Source organism: Lentzea xinjiangensis (assembly GCF_900110955.1).
In the GTDB taxonomy this organism is placed as follows: Bacteria; Actinomycetota; Actinomycetes; order Mycobacteriales; family Pseudonocardiaceae; genus Lentzea; species Lentzea xinjiangensis.
Window position 1 is genome coordinate 48,209 of record NZ_FOFR01000033.1, and the last position, 16,991, is coordinate 65,199.

The following is a 16,991-nucleotide window of genomic DNA, read 5'->3' on the forward strand; positions in this document are numbered from 1 at the left end:
GGACGAGGTCCGCGGTCCCGGCGTCACTGCGGCTGCGCTCGCGAGGGGCGCTTCCGATCGATTTGAGCGGCATCACATTCCGCAGTGACTCGGCAGGGGTGTGCCTCAAGGAAGTTAGAAGCTCCAAGCTCTCCGCCCGAAGCGCGCGTTCCGTTTTCCGGTACACCTGCGGTGAGACGCCCGACACAGCGGAATCTCAGTTCAGCAGCCGAGTGACGCAGAAGTTCCGAAAACCGGAACAGTCGTTCGCCATTGCGGCGCACTGTGGTCTTTCATCGATTCACACCGCTGCCCACAGATCCACGGGGGTCAATTGATGAACGCCGGTCAGCTCTACCCGCGCGAACCCATCGCCGTTGTGGGGATGGCGTGCCGAGCACCCGGCGCTCGCGATCTCCAGGACTTCTGGCGGCTGCTCCGGTCCGGTGAGGACGCCATCTCCGCCGTGCCGTCAGATCGCTGGGACACCGGAACCGCGCCGCAGAACGCGCGGTTCGGCGGCTTCGTGGACGACGTCGCGGGTTTCGACGCCGAGTTCTTCGGCATCTCGCCGCGTGAGGCCGCCGCGATGGATCCCCAGCAGCGCTTGGTCCTCGAGCTCTCCTGGACGGCGCTGGAGGACGCGGGCATCGTGCCCGCGACGCTGGCCGGCAGGAACGTCGGTGTGTTCGTCGGCGCGCTCCGGGACGACTACGCGATCCTCAGCCACACTGACGAGAGCACCATTTCCGGCACCACCATGACCGGAACCCAGCGCGCCGTCATCGCCAACCGCGTCTCCTACACGCTGGGCCTGCGCGGTCCCAGCATGACGGTCGACACCGCCCAGTCCTCCTCCCTGGTCGCGGTGCACCTGGCCGCCACCAGCGTGCGCGCCGGAGAGTCCGAACTCGCCATCGCCGCCGGGGTGAACCTGAACCTGCTGCGCGCCGGTGCCGTCACCGCGTCGCGGTTCGGCGGGCTGTCCGACGACGGACGGTGCTTCACCTTCGATGAACGCGCCAACGGCTTCGTGCGTGGTGAGGGCGCTGGTGTGGTGGTGCTGAAGCCGCTGGAGCGTGCGCTCGCGGACGGCGACCTGGTGCACTGCGTGCTCTTGGGCGGCGCGGTCAACAACGACGGCTCCACCGACGGCCTCACGGTGCCCAGTGCCGAAGCCCAGGCCGAGGTCGTGCGCGCGGCCTGTGCCGACGCCGGCGTGGCGCCCACCGGCCTCCAGTACGTCGAGCTGCACGGCTCGGGCACCCCGGTCGGTGACCCGCTGGAGGCGACGGCGCTGGGCGCGGTCCGCGCCGGGGCCGAACCTCTGCTCGTCGGCTCCGTCAAGACCAACATCGGTCACCTCGAAGGCGCCGGCGGCATCCTCGGTCTCATCAAGACCGCGCTGAGCCTGGAGCACGGGGTGATCCCGCCCAGCCTCAACCACGACCGCCCCAACCCGGCCATCCCGCTCACCGAACTCGGCCTGCGGGTGGTCACCACCACGGAACTCTGGCCGGAAGCCGACGCACGCCTCGCCGGCGTCAGCTCGTTCGGCATGGGCGGGACGAACTGCCACGTCGTTCTCGCCTCGGCCCCCACGCCCGCTCCGCCCGGACAGTCCGACGAGCAGATCGACGCCGTCCCGGTCCTGCTGTCGGGCCGGACGGAGCAAGCCCTGCGCGTCCAGGCCTCCCAGCTCGCCTCCTTCCTCGACGCCACGCCGGACGTCAGCCTCGCCGACATCGCCCGCGCCGCCGCCACCACCCGCACGTCCTTCCGGAACCGCGCCGTCACGATCGCCGCCACCCGTGAGGACCTGCTGCGGTCGCTGCACTCGGTCGCGGACGGGCTGCCCGACGGGCGGACGGTCGAGGGACAGGCCCGCACGCCCGGCAGGACGGTCTTCGTCTTCCCCGGCCAGGGGTCCCAGTGGGGCGGCATGGCGGCCGCACTCCTGGAGTCCTCGCCCGTGTTCCGCGCCAGGATCGACGAGTGCGCGCGGGCGCTGGCGCCGTTCACGGACTGGTCGCTGCACGACGTCCTGCGGGACGGAGAAGGACTCGACCGCGTCGACGTGGTCCAACCGGCGCTCTTCGCGGTCATGGTGTCGCTCGCCGCACTCTGGCAGTCCCTCGGCGTGTGTCCCGACGCGGTCGTGGGCCACTCCCAGGGCGAGATCGCCGCTGCCTGCGTGGCGGGTGCTCTGACACTCGAGGACGCGGCGAAGATCGTCGCTCTGCGGTCCCACGCTCTCACGGTGCTCGCCGGTACCGGCACGATGGCCGTGGTGGCGCTGCCCGAGGCTGAGGTCCGCTCACGACTCACCGAACGGCTCGAGGTCGCCGCGCTCAACAGCCCGACCTCCACCGTCGTGTGCGGCCCCATCGAGGACGTCGAGGCCTTCGTGGCGGCGTGCCGTCACGAAGGCGACCGGGCGCGCCGGATCGACGTCGACTACGCATCTCACTGCGCCGCAGTGGAAGCAGTGCGGGAGCAGCTGCTGCACGACCTGAGTGACATCACTGCTCGCGAACCGCGGATCGCGTTCTACTCCACCGTCACCGGGGAGCTGGTCTCGCGTGCGCTGGACGCCGGCTACTGGTACGACAACCTGCGCCGGCCCGTTCTGCTGGCTCCCACCGTCGCGACCTTGCTCGACGAAGGCCACTCGGTCTTCGTGGAGATCAGCCCGCACCCGGTCCTCACCGGTGCGGTGGCGGAGACAGCAGAGGCGGTCGGCGCCGAGCCGGTCGTCGCCGAGACCCTCCGCCGCGACGACGGGGGCTGGGTGCGCGTGCTCAGCTCCGCAGCTTCGTTGCACACCAACGGAATCGCGGTCGACTGGCAGCAGGCACTCCCCTCGGGGGCCAGGCTTCGGTTGCCCACCTACCCGTTCCAGCGACGTCCGTTCTGGCTCCAGAACTCCGGTGACCGCCCGGCGCCGTCAGCACCCGCGACGGTCATGGTGGAGCACGACGAGGTCGTTCCCGAGAAGCCCTCGACGAACGGACGACAGCTGCTCAGGCTCGTCCAGGCGCATACCGCGATCGTTCTCGGCCATGCGGACGCCGCCGCCGTCGACCCGGACCTGACCTTCAAGGAAATGGGTCTGGACTCGCGCATGGCCGTCGAACTCCGCGGCCGGCTCAACGACGCCACCGGCGCGAAGCTGCCTTCCGGAGCGGTCTACGACCACCCGAGTCCGTCCCAGCTGGCCGACGCCCTGCGCGTCCGGCTGAGCGGCGACAGCGCTCCCGCCACGACGGCACCCGTCACCGCGAAGGCCCAGGACGACGACCCGGTCGCCATCGTCGCGATGGCCTGCCGGCTACCCGGTGCCGACTCCCCGGAACAGCTGTGGCAGCTGCTGATCGAGGGAGCCGACCTGACGAGCGAGCTCCCGGACGACCGCGGCTGGAACCTGGACCACCCGGTGCGGATCGCCACGGCCCGCGGCGGTTTTCTGCACGGTGCGGGCAACTTCGACGCCGAGCTGTTCGGCATCTCGCCCCGTGAGGCCACCGCGATGGATCCCCAGCAGCGACTGCTGCTGGAACTGGCGTGGGAGGTCTTCGAACGGGCCGGCCTCGACGCGTCGTCGTTGCGCGGCAGCCGGACCGGCGTCTTCGCCGGGATGATGGCGCAGGACTACGGGCCGCGCATGCACGCCCCGTCCGAGGAGCTGGCCGGTCACCTGCTGACCGGTGGCGCCGCGAGCGTGGCCTCGGGCCGCATCTCCTACACCTTCGGGCTAAGAGGTCCTGCCATCACCCTGGACACCGCGTGCTCCTCCTCGCTGGTGGCCGTGCACACGGCCGCGCGGTCGATCCAGGCCGGCGAGTGCACACTCGCCCTCGCCGGTGGTGCGACGGTCATGGCCACCCCCGGCATGTTCGTGGAGTTCGAGAAGCAGGGTGGACTCGCCCCGGACGGCCGTTGCAAGCCGTTCTCCGCGAACGCCGACGGCACCGCGTGGGGTGAAGGTGCCGGCCTGCTGCTGTTGGAGCGGCTCTCTGAGGCGCGACGCAACGGGCACCCGGTGCTCGCCGTGCTCCGCGGTAGCGCCATCAACTCCGACGGCGCCAGCAACGGTCTCACCGCGCCCAACGGCCGCGCGCAGGTCGAGGTCGTCCGGGAGGCGCTGTCCGCTGCCGGGCTCTCCGCGAGCGACGTCGACGTGGTGGAGGCCCACGGCACCGGCACGGTGCTGGGCGACCCCATCGAGGCGCAGGCGTTGCTGGAGACCTACGGCGGTGCCCGGTCGGCCGAGAACCCGGTGTGGCTGGGGTCGCTGAAGTCGAACATCGGCCACGCCCAGGCGGCGGCCGGTGTCGCGGGCATGATCAAGATGGTGCTGGCCATGCGGAACGGCGTGCTTCCCCAGACGCTGCACGCATCGGAATCGACGGGACACGTCGACTGGTCCTCCGGTGCCCTGCGACTCCTCGACGAGGCGAAGTCGTGGCCCGCTGGCGCATCGCCGCGCCGTGCGGCTGTTTCGGCGTTCGGCATCAGCGGCACCAACGCCCACGTCATCATCGAAGAAGCAGACGCCGCACCCGCGGTGTCCGTTGTGGACGCTCCGGCGATCACCGCCTGGCCGGTGTCGGCCGCGACCCCGGCCGCGCTGCAGGCCCAGGCGACACAGCTGCACGAGTTCGCGAGCCGCCGGACCGACCTCTCCCCCGCCGTCATCGGCGCGGCGCTCGCACACAACAGGACGGCCCTGCGGGAACGCGCTGTCGTTCTGGGCGAGGGCACGACCGAGCTCCTGTCGGCGCTGACCGCGCTCGGCTCCGGCCAGCCGGCCGACGACGTGGTGCGCGGTCACACCACCACCGGTAGCACCGCGTTCCTGTTCTCCGGACAGGGAAGTCAGCGGATCGGCATGGGCGTCGCACTGGCCGAGGCGTACCCGGTGTTCGCCGATGCGCTGAAGGAGTGCTTCGCGCACCTCGACCCGGAACTGCCGCGGATCATCGCGGAGGACCCGGACCGGTTGAACCAGACGGAGTTCGCACAGCCGGCCCTGTTCGCCGTCGAAGTCGCGCTCCACCGCCTGCTGGACGACTGGGGCGTGACCCCCGACTTCCTCGCCGGCCACTCGATCGGTGAGATCGCGGTGGCGCACGTCGCCGGAGTGCTGTCCCTGCCGGACGCCTGTCGTCTGGTCACCGCACGCGGCCGGCTCATGCAGGCGCTACCCACCGGCGGCGTCATGGTCGCGGTGCGAGCCGCGGAGGCGGACGTCGCTCCCCTGCTCGACGGCGACGTGGCGATCGCGGCGATCAACGGCCCCGAGTCCCTGGTGCTGTCCGGCGCCGAGGACGCGGTTCTCGCCGTGGCGCGGCACTTCGGTTCGACGAAGCGCCTTGCCGTGAGCCACGCGTTCCACTCCCCGCTGATGACGCCGATGCTCGACGAGTTCCGGCGCGTCGCAAGCGAACTGACCTACTCCCCCGCACGCGTCCCGATCGTGTCCACGGTGACCGGTCAACTGATCACCGAGGACGATCTGCGCTCGGCGGAGTACTGGGTGCGGCACGCCGCGAACGCGGTGCGCTTCCACGACGCCGTCACGACTCTGGCCGCCGAGGGCGTTCGCACGTTCCTGGAGCTGGGCCCTGACGCGGTGCTCACCGCGCTCGGCTCCGCAGGCCTGGCGTCGGCGGACGAGTGCCTGTTCGCGCCACTGCTGCGCCGCGGACGCCCGGAAGCCCGCACGGTCGTCGCAGCGCTCGCCGTCGCTCACGTTCGCGGGCTCGAAGTGGACTGGGCGCGCGTGTGCGGCGTTGCGCGGACGCCGTCGATCGACTTGCCGACGTATCCCTTCCAGCGCGAGCGCTACTGGGCGGAGGCGGTCCAGCAGAGCGCTGCCGTTCCTGCCACGCGGGACTGGCGCTACCGGGTCGCCTGGAACTCCCTTCCCGCCGTCTCCCCCGCCCGGCCCGCGGGTACCTGGCTGCTCGTGGCTCACCTCGGCCACGGCCAGGCCTGGGTGCGCGCGCTGGCCGCCGGGTTGATCGCCTGCGGCGCGAGGGTCCACCAACTGCTCGTCGACGACCACCACGACCTCGCCGCACGGCTGCGTGCGATCGGTCGCGTCGACGGGACCATCTCCCTGCTCGGCCTGGCCGAGCACCAGGAGTCGGGTGTCTCCACCGGCCTCAGCTCGACGTTGACGCTCCTCAACGCGGTCGGCGACCTGCACGCTCCTCTCTGGCTCCTCACCGAGCAGGCGATGGGCACCTCGGCAGACGACCCGGTGCGCAACCCCGTGCAGGCACAGGTGTGGGGCCTGGGCCAGGTGGCGGCGCTGGAACAGCCCGAGTCCTGGGGCGGTCTCGTAGACCTGCCCGCCACCCCCGGTGCCGGTGCGGTCGACCGCCTGCTCGCCGTGCTGGCCGGACCGGCCGGCGAGGACCAGTTCGCGGTGCGCGATGCGGACGTACTGGTACGACGGGTCGTTCCCGCTCCGCAGCTGCGCCAGGATCCCGCCCGCCGGTGGCGTCCAGAAGGCACCGTCCTCATCACCGGCGGCACCGGTGCTCTCGGCGCACACCTGACCCGTTGGCTGGCGGCTGAAGGTGCCGAGCACGTCGTGCTGGCCAGCAGGCGAGGTGCGGCGCAGGAAGCGTTGCACGCGGACCTCGCCGCGCAGGGCGTCCGTCTGACGTCCGCAGCGTGCGACGTCACCGACAGCACCGCGGTCAAGGAGCTGATCTTCTCACTCGCGGCTGAAGGACACCCGGTGCGCACCGTGGTGCACGCGGCCGGGGTGAACGTGACCCAGCCGCTGACCGAGACGTCCGAGTCGGACCTCGCCACCGTGCTCGCTGCCAAGGTCGCCGGCGCTCAGGTGGTGGAGGACCTGCTCGTCACCGGTCAGATCGAGGAGGCGGTCCTGTTCTCCTCCGCCGCGGGAGTGTGGGGCGGCAACGGCCAGGGCGCGTACGCCGCGGCCAACGCCTGTCTCGACGCACTGGCCGATCGCCTGCGCTCGCAGGGACATCGTGCGACCTCGGTCGCATGGGGCATGTGGGCCGGCGACGGCATGGGCGCGGACGACACGCTCGCGACCAAGCTCGGCCGTTCCGGCATGCGCGCGCTGGCACCGGAACTGGCGCTGCAAGCCTTGCACGAGGCGCTCTCCGCCGATGAGTCGGCGTTGACCGTCGCGGACCTCGACCGCGACAAGTTCGCGTCGCTGTTCTCCTCCGCGCGCGAACGCCGCCTCTTCGACGAGTTCGTGGTCACGTCCGAAGTGGACTCCGCCGGTGATGTGACTCTGCGACAAGAACTGGCGGCCCTGCCCGCGGACAAGCGCCGCGGTCGCCTGCTGGATCTGGTGAAGAGCGAGGCCGCGGCCGTCCGGGGTCAGAACGACCCACAGGCGATCCCGTCCGACCAGGCGCTGCGCGATCTCGGCTTCGACTCGCTCATGTCGGTCGAGCTGCGCACCAGGCTCGCCGCGGCGACCGGCCTGACGCTGTCCAGGACTCTCGTGTTCGAGCACCCGAACGCCGAGGCGCTCGCCCGTCACCTGCACGAGGAACTGCGCGGTGAGGACGAGGACGTCCTGGCTGTCCTGAACCGGCTCGAGCCGGCGATGACCGCCGATCCCGATCTGCTGCCGGATGTGATCGAGCACCTGCAGGGGTTGCTCGCCCGTCTCGGCGGGCGGGAGCCCGCCTCGCCGGGCATCGAACTCGACGGCGCCACCGATGAGGAGCTCTTCGACCTCATCGACGGTGAGCTGCGGTTCGACTCCTCCGCGAACGGCCGAGTGTCCGAAGAGGAGCCCGGTGGTCTGTGACCACCTCCTCGCGACGGGGCCTGACTGTTCGCGAACTACGGACACGACTGGGCATGCAGGCCTTGCCTGCACGCCCAGTCGTGTTCGGCCGGACAATCACCTGTACCGCTCGAAAAGTCATCACTGCAGGTCAAGCTGCATATCGGCACTCGCTGATCATCCCACCTGGGATCCGCTTGCGGGCGGGTCGACAGCCGGAGCCGTCAAGATCATGCGCCGATCTGGGGTTCTCGAACGTCTGGCGGTAGCTGGTCGCGGCCCTGGTGCACACCGGTGAACCGATCACCCAGGCATGCTCGCGGATGGGAGAACCTCACCGCTCAGAGCAGCGATAACTTCCCGGGCGGCACAGCTTTCGTTTTGGCGCCGCCAGGGCTCGGCCGGAGCACGAACCGTTGTTGCGACAGATCGCGCCGCACCACAGGCCGCTGGTGACGCCGTGGCATCTGTCCAACGTACCTACTGAGCCCGGAGCTGCTCATGCGTTCGGACTCACGCACACTTCTCGTGATCCGTTCGCAGAACGGGCATGAACAGAGCCGCTGAGTTCGGTCAGCGGGCGTCCCGTCGCGGAAGTGTGGTGAGCCGTGACTTCAGCAGCGATGGACGACGCCGTCTCCTCCGGCGTGTGTGCGCCCAGGTCGAGTCCGAGGGGTGACCGCAACCGATCGAGTTGATCAGGTGTGACGCCGGCGTCGCGCAACAACAAGATGCGCTCCGCATGGATGCGACGCGAACCCATTGCCCCGACGTACGCCAGCGGCATCCGCCGGGCAAGGGTCAGCACTGGAATGTCGAATTCGGGGTCGTGGGTCAGAACGCACGACTGTACGTTCGTCCGTTTCAGTGCCCTCCAAGTAGCGGTGCGGCCAGTCGACGACCACCTCCGCGGACGGGAACCGTTTTCGGGTGGCGAAGGCGGGCCTCGGGTCGCAGACGGTGACCCGGTAGCCGAGGAATCTTCCCACCTCGCTGAGTGCTGCGGCGAAGTCGAGCGCGCCGAAGATCAGCATTCGGGGTGCCGGGGAGGTCACCTCGACCAGCACTTCCACAGGCTCGCCGGTGAGACAGTCGATTCAGCGGATCACGTCCGTGCCACGGCATGCGAGAGCGGCGCTTCGCCGAAGCCGCGGACGTCATGCGCACGAAGAAGAACGCCTGTTTCCTGTGGGTGTTCGAGGACCTGGTGGAGGGTGCCGACTTCGATCTGCTGGCCGCCGCGGCGGGTTCGAGTACGCGTTTCCCGGTACCGGAATGGCGGGAGACCTGCTGCCGATCCCGGAGCCTTCTCACCCGGAGCTGACGTTCGAGCGGGTGACGACCGACGAACAGCTGCTGGTGTACGCGGACATCAACTCACGCGCGTACGGGTTCGAGCTCGAGGACGGACGTGACTGCATCGCCGGTTCGGCGCTGTGGAAGAGCGAGGTGCACGCGTACCTGGGTCTTCGGCTGTTCATGGTCACGGCAGGTGCTCGGCTGGCCAGGGACGGTCAGCTCTTCAGCGCGCAGAACCGCATCGACGAGGTCGCCTCGAACCGATCCGGGGGTAGACCGGCGCTCAGCCGCCACCGCGGATCGGCCGGTCAGCGGTCTCGGGCGCGGCGAAGCCCGGCGCTGCCGCGGAGTTCGCGCCGCACGAGGTCCGCGACCGTCCCCCACTGGCTCGCCGGGAAGAAGTGGCCCCCTGGCAGCTCCTCCAGGGTGAAGGACCCGGTGGTGTACCGCGTCCACCCGCCCACGTTCGGCACGGACACGATCGGGTCGTCGGTGCCGGCCAGAGCGGTGATCGGCACGGTGATCGGCGGGGCGGGTGCGCATCGATAGGTCTCGATCGCCCGGTAGTCGTTGCGCACGACGGGTAGCACCATCGCGCGGAGCTCCGCGTTTCGCAGCACGCCCGGTTCGACGCCGCCCAACGACTCGATCTTCGTGATCAGGTCGTCGTCGGACATGAGGTGCGCGCCCGTGTCGCGTTGCAGATGTGGTGCCGCTCTGCCGGACACGAACAGGTGCGGGACTGGGGTGGACGCTGCCTGCAGCCGTCGCGCCACCTCGAACGCCACTACCGCGCCCATGCTGTGTCCGAACAGCGCCAGCGGCCGGCTGGTGTGCAGAACGGCGAACACCTGGTCCGCCAGCACGTGCAGGTCGTCCACCGGCCGGTCGCGGAGGCGGTCCAGGCGGCCTGGGTACTGGACGGAGGACAACCGCACCTCGCCGGCGAGTTCCGCGCTGAGCCTGCTGAACCACCCGGCGGAGCCGCCCGCGTACGGGAAGCACACCAGGTGTGGAGCTTCCTCGGGCGCGGCGTGGAACTTCCTCAACCAGCGGTCGCCCTGGGCGACGTTCGCCATGTTCTTCCTCTTCCGATCGGTTCGCCATGACGCCGAAGCGGTTGTCCTCGGACAAGTCCATCTCAGGTGGCAGGGACGTGCCAAGCCCCTGAGCGCAGGGAAAGGCCCAGGCCGCGCGGGTGGCGCGGTCCGGGCATTAGATCAGCCGCCGAGCAGGCGGCTCAGGTCGTCCTCCGGCGTCAGGTAGCTGCCGGACAACGCGTCCGCCTCACCGGTCACCAGCCGCACGAGCATCTCCGAGGAGTCTTCGGGCGTGGTGAACCGGCCGCCGTCGCGCTGGTCGGCCATCCACGCACCCACCCCGTCGACGTGGCGGTCGCCGGTCTTCCCGGCTTCCAGCTGCCTGCGGGTCAGACCGAGGTCGACCAGCCCGGGGTGGTAGTTGAGGACCGACACCCCGGTGCCCGCCAGCTCCGGCGCGAGGTTCTCGCCGAGCTTGATGGCGGCGGCCTTGGACACCGAGTAGCCGGAGACGTTGGGCCAGCGGTGCTTGCCCGCCGAGCTCACGACGTTGATCACCCGGCCGTGCCCGCGCTCCACCATGCCCGGCAACACCGCCGGCAGGCGCGCATGGTCCCGCGCAGGTTCACCTCCATCGTCTGTCACCAGTGGTCCTCGTCGACCTCCCACAGGGGGCCGGCCGGACCGCCGACACCGGCGTTGTTGATCAGCACGTCGACCTCGCACTCACCGGTGCGGATGCTCAGCGCGGCCAGGTGCACGGCGACCAGCGCGGACGACTGCGCGGAGTCGACGGTGAAGCTGGGGCCGCGCAGCCCCAGCGTGTAGGAGATCCGGTTGGCGATGAGACCGCAGCTCTGACCGGTGACCGCGTGGTGCCCGATCTCCTCGATCCCCTCGCGCTGCGCGAGGGTGGCGTAGTCGGAACCGAAGGCGCCCATGAACACACCGACCGGGTGCTCGTGCAAAGCGCCTGGGACGACGCCGGCATTCTCAAGCGCCTCCCACGCGAGCTCCAGCGCGAGCCGCTGCTGCGGATCCATGTCCGTGGCTTCGCGCGGGGAGATCCCGAAGAACGCCGCGTCGAACCGGTCGACCTCGTCGAGGTAGCCGCCCCAGCGGGAGCTCGGCCGGGCCGCGACAGGTCGGCGTCGTACAGGGCGTTCGCGTCCCACCGCGCGGGCGGGGTCTCGGTGATCGCACTCGCACCGGTGACGAGCAGTTCCCAGAAGGCCTCCGGGTTCGCCGCCCGGGGAAGGCGGCAGGACAGGCCGATGACGGCGATTCCATCCCGCGCGGCGGCAGCAGCGTGTTCGGGCGTGATCATGTGCGACTGAGTTCCTTCGATCGGCGGTGAAGTCGTGCGGAGGTGAAGTCCTGGCGCGGTTCGGTCATCGCCCCCCACAGCCAGGACTCGCCGCCTGAAATGCGACCCGCGAAATGAGAACGCTGCTTCATCGCCGAGATCAGGATTCGACGTAACGGGCGCGGAGATGGTCGAGGTAGGCGGTGGTGTCACGGTGCGGGTGGTCCTGAGCACCGCGGCGGTGCAGGTCGACGCTGCCGTCGGGGTGCAGGCGCAACGTGGTGGTGGCTCGCCGGACAGGCTCCGCCAGGCCCCTGTACGCGAGGTCCAGCACGGGCGTGCCGGGCGGGAACATCTCGAGGGCGTCGACGGTCGAGGCCACCGGCTGGTGGCCGGTGCGGTTCGCACTGCTCACGTAGAGGACCGGGAACGGCTCCAGCACTGGACGTACCGGCGGCCAGCGGGCGCCGAACAGCAACGCCCAGCCGTCCCTGGTGGCGGGCGCCAGCCAGTCGGGAACGCTGGGCGACATCGGCACGAGCAGGGTGACGTGCTCGTCGCCGAGCAGCCGGTGGGCCAGGGTGGCCGCGGCCGGCTCGAGCGTCGTCGCCGACATGATCTCGGTGACGACGTCGGGGCTGTGCGCCCACACCGCGACAGCCTGGTCGACCGGTCGGCCCTTGGCGGCGTTGACCGCTGTCGGGGTCGTGGCGGTGACGACGTGCGTGAGCGGGACGGGGTTCGGCAGCACCACCGCCTCGCCCCGGCCCAGAGCGTCTCGCACACCCTCGACGCCGACGATCACCGCTGCACCGCTCCAGCCCGCATTCCGTCGAGGTAGTGGGCGAACGCCTGGTCGTCCACCACCGCGTGGCCCTGCTGGTAGGCGCGGGACTTGACCCACGACATCGCGGTGCGCGCCCCGGTGACGTCCAGGTCGTGGCCCAGGCGGGCGGCGACGGCGGTGACGACACGGGCGCTGGCCAGGTGGGTCAGCACGATGCTCGGCGTGATACCGACCTGCTCCGGGTCGAAGGGCTGGAACAGCTCCGGGTGCACGAACGGGGTTCCGGTGGAAATCGTGCCGACACCGGTACCGACCACCGGGGTGGTCACGCCCAGCGGCACACCGGTCTCCTCGGCCACCGCCTGGGCCAGCACGGGCAGCCGGGTCAGGTCCGGGGGCGTGCTCCACGGGTCGGCGTCCTCTCCGAGCAGCGTCTTCGTCCGGTCGGCTCGGTACGCCAAGAGGAACAGGACCTGTTCGGTGGCCACCAGACCAGAGCGCTCCGCAACGCCCAACCACGAGGACGACACCACGCGCACTCCGCTTTGCAGTGCCGCCATCGTGTTGGCCAGCCCCAGACCGAGGTCGTTGTGCGCATGCGAAGCGAGCACGACGCCCTCGGACCGCGCGGCCGTGTACATAGCCGCAGCATCGGCGGGCAACTGGTCGCCGACCGTGTCCGCCAGGAACACCACACCCGCTCCCGCGTCCGTCAACTCCCGCGCCGCGTCCGCGAGCAGACCGTGATCGGCGCGCGACGCGTCGGCCAGGCACACGTCCACCGCGACCCCGGCACCGAGTGAGTCGGTCACGAGGGCGGCACCGGCGCGCACGGCCTGCGCGGCGGGCAGGTGCGTCATGACCTGCGACATGGCCTCCGACGCCGGAACGACGAGCATGACCCTCGCATGGGCGACGCCCTGCACCGAGGAGATCGCCTGTCGCACGTCCGCAGCCGTGCCCCGGCACACCGCGGCGGGGCTGACCGCGCCCTCGGCCTCCATGGCAACCCGGCGCACCGCCTCGAACTCCTCCTTGCAGACCGCGGGGAACCCTGCGGCGAACACGACGTGCCGCGGCCCGTCCTCACCGAAGATCGCACCCTGCTCCCGCGCCAGCCGTACCCGGAAGTCCGGGCTCATCAGCGTCTTGCCCTGCGCCCCGTCCCGCGCAGACTCCTCCCACAGCACGACCCGGCCGGCCAACGCCGACTCCCGCACCACATCCGACTCAGTCATCACTGCTCACCGTTGCCAATCCATCCGCGTCAACTTTGATATCCGCACGACTGTTCCGCGATGTTCTCCCGGAACTCCGTCCGTCCCCTGGTGGAGCTGATTCTGCGTGGATGTCCGTAGTGGAGCTCTTCACATCCATGCGACGAATTCTCTGGGCGTCGGCGCCTCGATCTTGAAGCGGATCGACCACCCGCACATCACGGAAAACCGCAACGACCAAACACCCGTCGCGACTGAACTGCGGCATCATCGACGAGTACAGCGTTTCACGTGGTATGCGACAGAACGGCGAGGACAGGATGACTTGCGGCGTCATCGCCGCACCTCTCGACCACGCCAGCCGCATCGCCCGGCAGAACGGCTGAGCACACCACTCGCGAGTCGTCCGCCGCGGCAACTCCTCAGAGGTGCGGCCACCTGTCGAACAGTGGCGTACACAATGCTAACCAGTTCTGCGTTGGCCCCACTGCGGAAGTCCGCAGTGCCAAAGGTGAATCCTGACGCCTGCGGTGATGACCGCGAGGACATGCCCTCCCGCCGGCGGCGGTGACGTCGAGAAACTCTCACCGGAAGACGAATGGACAGCCTCACTCCAGCCGCGGAAGCGTGACTCAGATCGCAGATCGACCAGCGAGGCGCTGCGGTTGTCCATGACGTCGGCAGGTCGCGTCGCTGAATGGATCCCTGATCACCTGGTGCTGCGGCCCGGCCACGGAGTTCATCGCCAACGCACACGACACGCACCCGGCCCGCTCCAGGTGGGACTCCGTGCTTTGTGCCCTTTGCCAGGCACGGGTATCAGTCCACGACACGTCGTCCGGCAAGCCTGTCGAGCGTCGGTCCAGACTGGACCACCGCGACGCGGCTACTGGTGGTCTCCACCCAGGCGGGACAACCCGCACTGCTCTCCACCAAGGGACCTGGAGTCAAGATGGTGACCCATGACACCAAGTTCAGGGAGGATCCACCGTTCCGGCGCTTCCACCTGTAGAACACATCGCGGGTGGTGCCGTAACAGCGACAGGTTGCGGCACGTCGCCGCTGACTTCCTCGGCGTGGCGCAGAACGACCAGGCGCCGGCCTGCCCGCGTGACCAGATCCTTCTCGCCTCACACGCTCTGGCATCCAGGCCTCCTCACCATCGGGAGCCCAGACGGTCAACACCCTCAGTCCGTTTTGGACCTGGCTCCAAAAGACCTGGACCCGCTCGCTGGCGTGGTCCGGCAGGTGCGGGTCGCCGCCGGAGCGGTGCACCATCTACAACCGGCATCTCCTGCCGGACTACGCACCGGCAGGAAGTCCCGATCGGACAGTCGGCGCACATCGTGGGTTGGCCCACCGCTCCCGGTTCACCCTGCGGCGACCACGAACTGCCCGTTGAGCACCGCAACTCAGCAGAAAACCTCATGGCCGACAACCCGTTCCCCGATCGGCTCCTGCGACCTTTCGGGGACGCAGCGTCGTCGCCAGTGCGACGACAGACCTCCGGAACACGTTCCGAGTGCCGGAACGCCAGCTTGTTCCGGGATGACCGACTCACCAGAGTTTCCCCAAGTGAATCCCGGTCCGCAGCGGTCGCCGGTACTTCCCGTCTTGCCAGTGCGAGCCCAGGTGTGCGGGTCGGTCGCAGGCGGTCGTCAGGGCTTCGTTCCGGAGCGGGAGAAACGCCACCTCACCATCCCGGCGACGCTGCCTCCCACCGACAGAACCAGTTCACGCCCGTGCTGACGCGACCACTGCAATCGGTGACCCTCGTCAGTCAATGGGTTCCGCCCCAGCAGGCGGTCATCACGATCGGAGCGTGACCTTGCGGATTCTTTTCACCGTTGCGAATTCACCGTCCCACATCCGGGCTCTGGTGCCGATCGTCAGGGCCGCCGAGGCTGCAGGGCACACGGTCAGTATCGCCACCGCCGCGACCTCCGCCGAGGACATCACCGCCTACGGGTTCGATCATCTGCCGGCGGGTCTCGACATCTTGGAGCTCGTAGCGCGGACGTTGAAGGAATCCGGTACGACGTTCGCAGAACTCACGGCGATGGAGAGGACGGTGGACTTCTTCATCGGCCCTCCGGCCGAGGCGATGGCCACGGACATCATCAACTCGGGGTGGAATCCTGATGTCATCGTCCGCAGCACGCTCGAGTTCGGCGGCGTGCTCGCCGCCGAAGTGCTGGGCGTGCCGCACGCCTCCGTCGCGATCGGTGGCGCGGTCAACGTGATCTCGCCGCCTGCCACGCTCGCTCCGCTGATGGCCCCGCTCCGCGCTTCGTTCGGCCTGCCGCCCGATCCCACCGGGGAGGCCAACTTCCGCCACCTGCACGCTTGCCTGATGCCCGAGAGCTACGATCCAGCAGAGGCCGGCGTACCCCGCTCCAAGTTCTACCGGCACGAGAACCCCGGCAGGCGGGGCGACGCCCTGCCGCCTGTTCTGGCACAGTTGCCCGCCGACAAGCCGTGGGTGTTCGCGAGCTTGGGCACGCTGGCCGCGTTCGCGTCGGACGGCCTCTCGCTGCTCAAATCCGTCGTCACGGCCTTGGCGCGACTCGACTGCGTCGCGGTGGTCAGCACAGGACGCGGCGTTGCGCACGAAGCGTTCGGCTCTCTTCCGTCCACAGTGGTCCTGGTCGAGTCGGTTCCCCAGCCGCTTCTGCTGGAGCGCTGCAATCTCTTCGTCACACACGCCGGTCACAACAGCGTCCGTGAAGCTATGCGAAGTAGCGTTCCGCTCGTCTGCATGCCCATGTTCTCAGAACAGCCGTACAACGCACGCAGGTGCGCGGAAGCCGGCGTCGGCGAGCAACTGCACACAGAAGCAGTGACGGCGGACGAGGTTCTGGCCGCCTGTCGGAAAGTTCTGGAGGACCCGCGATATCGGAGCAACGCTCGGCGGATCCACCGTGACATGCTCGCCCTGCCGCCACTCGAGACGTTCGTCGCTGACCTCCAGTCGTTGGTGAGCAACGAAAGCGGGCGTTCGAACGGTCGCTGAGCCTGTGTGGAATTTCGTCAGAGCCATTTGTTGATCGCGGCGATGTGGACGGTGGCCTCGCAGCGGATGGAGGGTTCGTCGTAGCGGTTGGCGAGCGCGCGGTGGCGTTCGAGCCGGTTGATGCCGCACTCCACGGCCCGACGCTGTTTGCAGGTCTCGGGTTCGAAGGCCGGTGGTCTGCCGCCTTCCGACCTCTTCGGACTTGCGGTGGACGTCGTGGCCGGTCTTGCTCGGGATGGTCGCCCGGATACCCCGGCGGCGCAGGTGTTCCCGATTGCCTTCAAGGTGTGGGCCTTGTCCGCCAGGGCACGATCCGGGCGATTCCTGGCCATGTCGTTCAGCCGCGGCACCTGGATTCCCCGTAGGACTGGGATGAACTGAGGATCGTCGCCCCCGTTGTCCGGCGATCAGCACGATCGACAACGGCTTCTGACCCTGCTCACAGCCCAGATGCAGCTTCGCGAGCGGCCCGGCGCGTGATCATCGGGGCTCGGCCCGCAGATCCCTTTCCGGGCATCCGCGGCATGCTGATGCGCTCACGTGATCGTGGAG

The 16,991-nt window shown here is 69.4% G+C and carries 7 protein-coding genes and 2 pseudogenes; 3 read left to right on the forward strand and 6 right to left on the reverse strand.

All coding sequences use genetic code 11. The annotated features are described in order from the left end of the window. Positions 1-316 precede the first annotated feature (316 nt). On the forward strand, positions 317-7,798 hold the full coding sequence (locus BMW88_RS39010) for a type I polyketide synthase (protein ID WP_143116475.1): 7,482 nt from the start codon (positions 317-319) through the stop codon (positions 7,796-7,798). 478 nt (positions 7,799-8,276) lie between these two features. Here BMW88_RS39010 and BMW88_RS39015 read toward each other — a convergent pair. After that, a pseudogene (locus BMW88_RS39015) lies at positions 8,277-8,859 on the reverse strand (XdhC family protein); the annotation flags it as partial. Between the two features lie 41 nt (positions 8,860-8,900). Here BMW88_RS39015 and BMW88_RS39020 point away from each other — a divergent pair. Then, positions 8,901-9,101 (forward strand): hypothetical protein, encoded by a 201-nt coding sequence (locus BMW88_RS39020; RefSeq protein ID WP_089961690.1) that lies wholly within the window; start codon positions 8,901-8,903, stop codon positions 9,099-9,101. Between the two features lie 283 nt (positions 9,102-9,384). On the opposite strand, the gene BMW88_RS39025 is transcribed toward BMW88_RS39020, so the two are convergent. The 5 genes and pseudogenes from BMW88_RS39025 to BMW88_RS39045 all read right to left on the reverse strand — a co-directional run bounded on the left by BMW88_RS39025 (position 9,385) and on the right by BMW88_RS39045 (position 13,447). Continuing rightward, positions 9,385-10,155 carry a thioesterase II family protein gene (locus tag BMW88_RS39025; RefSeq protein ID WP_089961692.1) on the reverse strand — a complete coding sequence of 257 codons (771 nt, stop codon included), beginning with the start codon at positions 10,153-10,155 and terminating at the stop codon, positions 9,385-9,387. A 141-nt stretch (positions 10,156-10,296) separates the two neighbouring features. Further along, a complete protein-coding gene (locus BMW88_RS39030; protein WP_143116476.1) occupies positions 10,297-10,761 on the reverse strand; it encodes an SDR family oxidoreductase in 465 nt (154 codons plus the stop codon). Further along, positions 10,758-11,443 (reverse strand): annotated as a pseudogene (locus tag BMW88_RS39035) (beta-ketoacyl [acyl carrier protein] synthase domain-containing protein). The gene BMW88_RS39030 and the pseudogene BMW88_RS39035 overlap by 4 nt, the downstream one beginning before the upstream one ends. 139 nt (positions 11,444-11,582) lie before the next feature. Then, complete coding sequence (locus tag BMW88_RS39040; RefSeq protein WP_089961698.1) at positions 11,583-12,227, reverse strand: Sua5/YciO/YrdC/YwlC family protein; 645 nt, start codon at positions 12,225-12,227, stop codon at positions 11,583-11,585. After that, on the reverse strand, positions 12,224-13,447 hold the full coding sequence (locus tag BMW88_RS39045; RefSeq protein ID WP_089961701.1) for a 2-isopropylmalate synthase: 1,224 nt from the start codon (positions 13,445-13,447) through the stop codon (positions 12,224-12,226). Before BMW88_RS39045 ends, BMW88_RS39040 begins: the two co-directional genes overlap by 4 nt. A gap of 1,801 nt (positions 13,448-15,248) precedes the next feature. Here BMW88_RS39045 and BMW88_RS39050 point away from each other — a divergent pair. Then, the gene (locus BMW88_RS39050; RefSeq protein WP_177221646.1) at positions 15,249-16,439 is read left to right on the forward strand and encodes a glycosyltransferase; all 1,191 of its coding nucleotides are present in this window, start codon (positions 15,249-15,251) and stop codon (positions 16,437-16,439) included. Positions 16,440-16,991 lie beyond the last annotated feature (552 nt).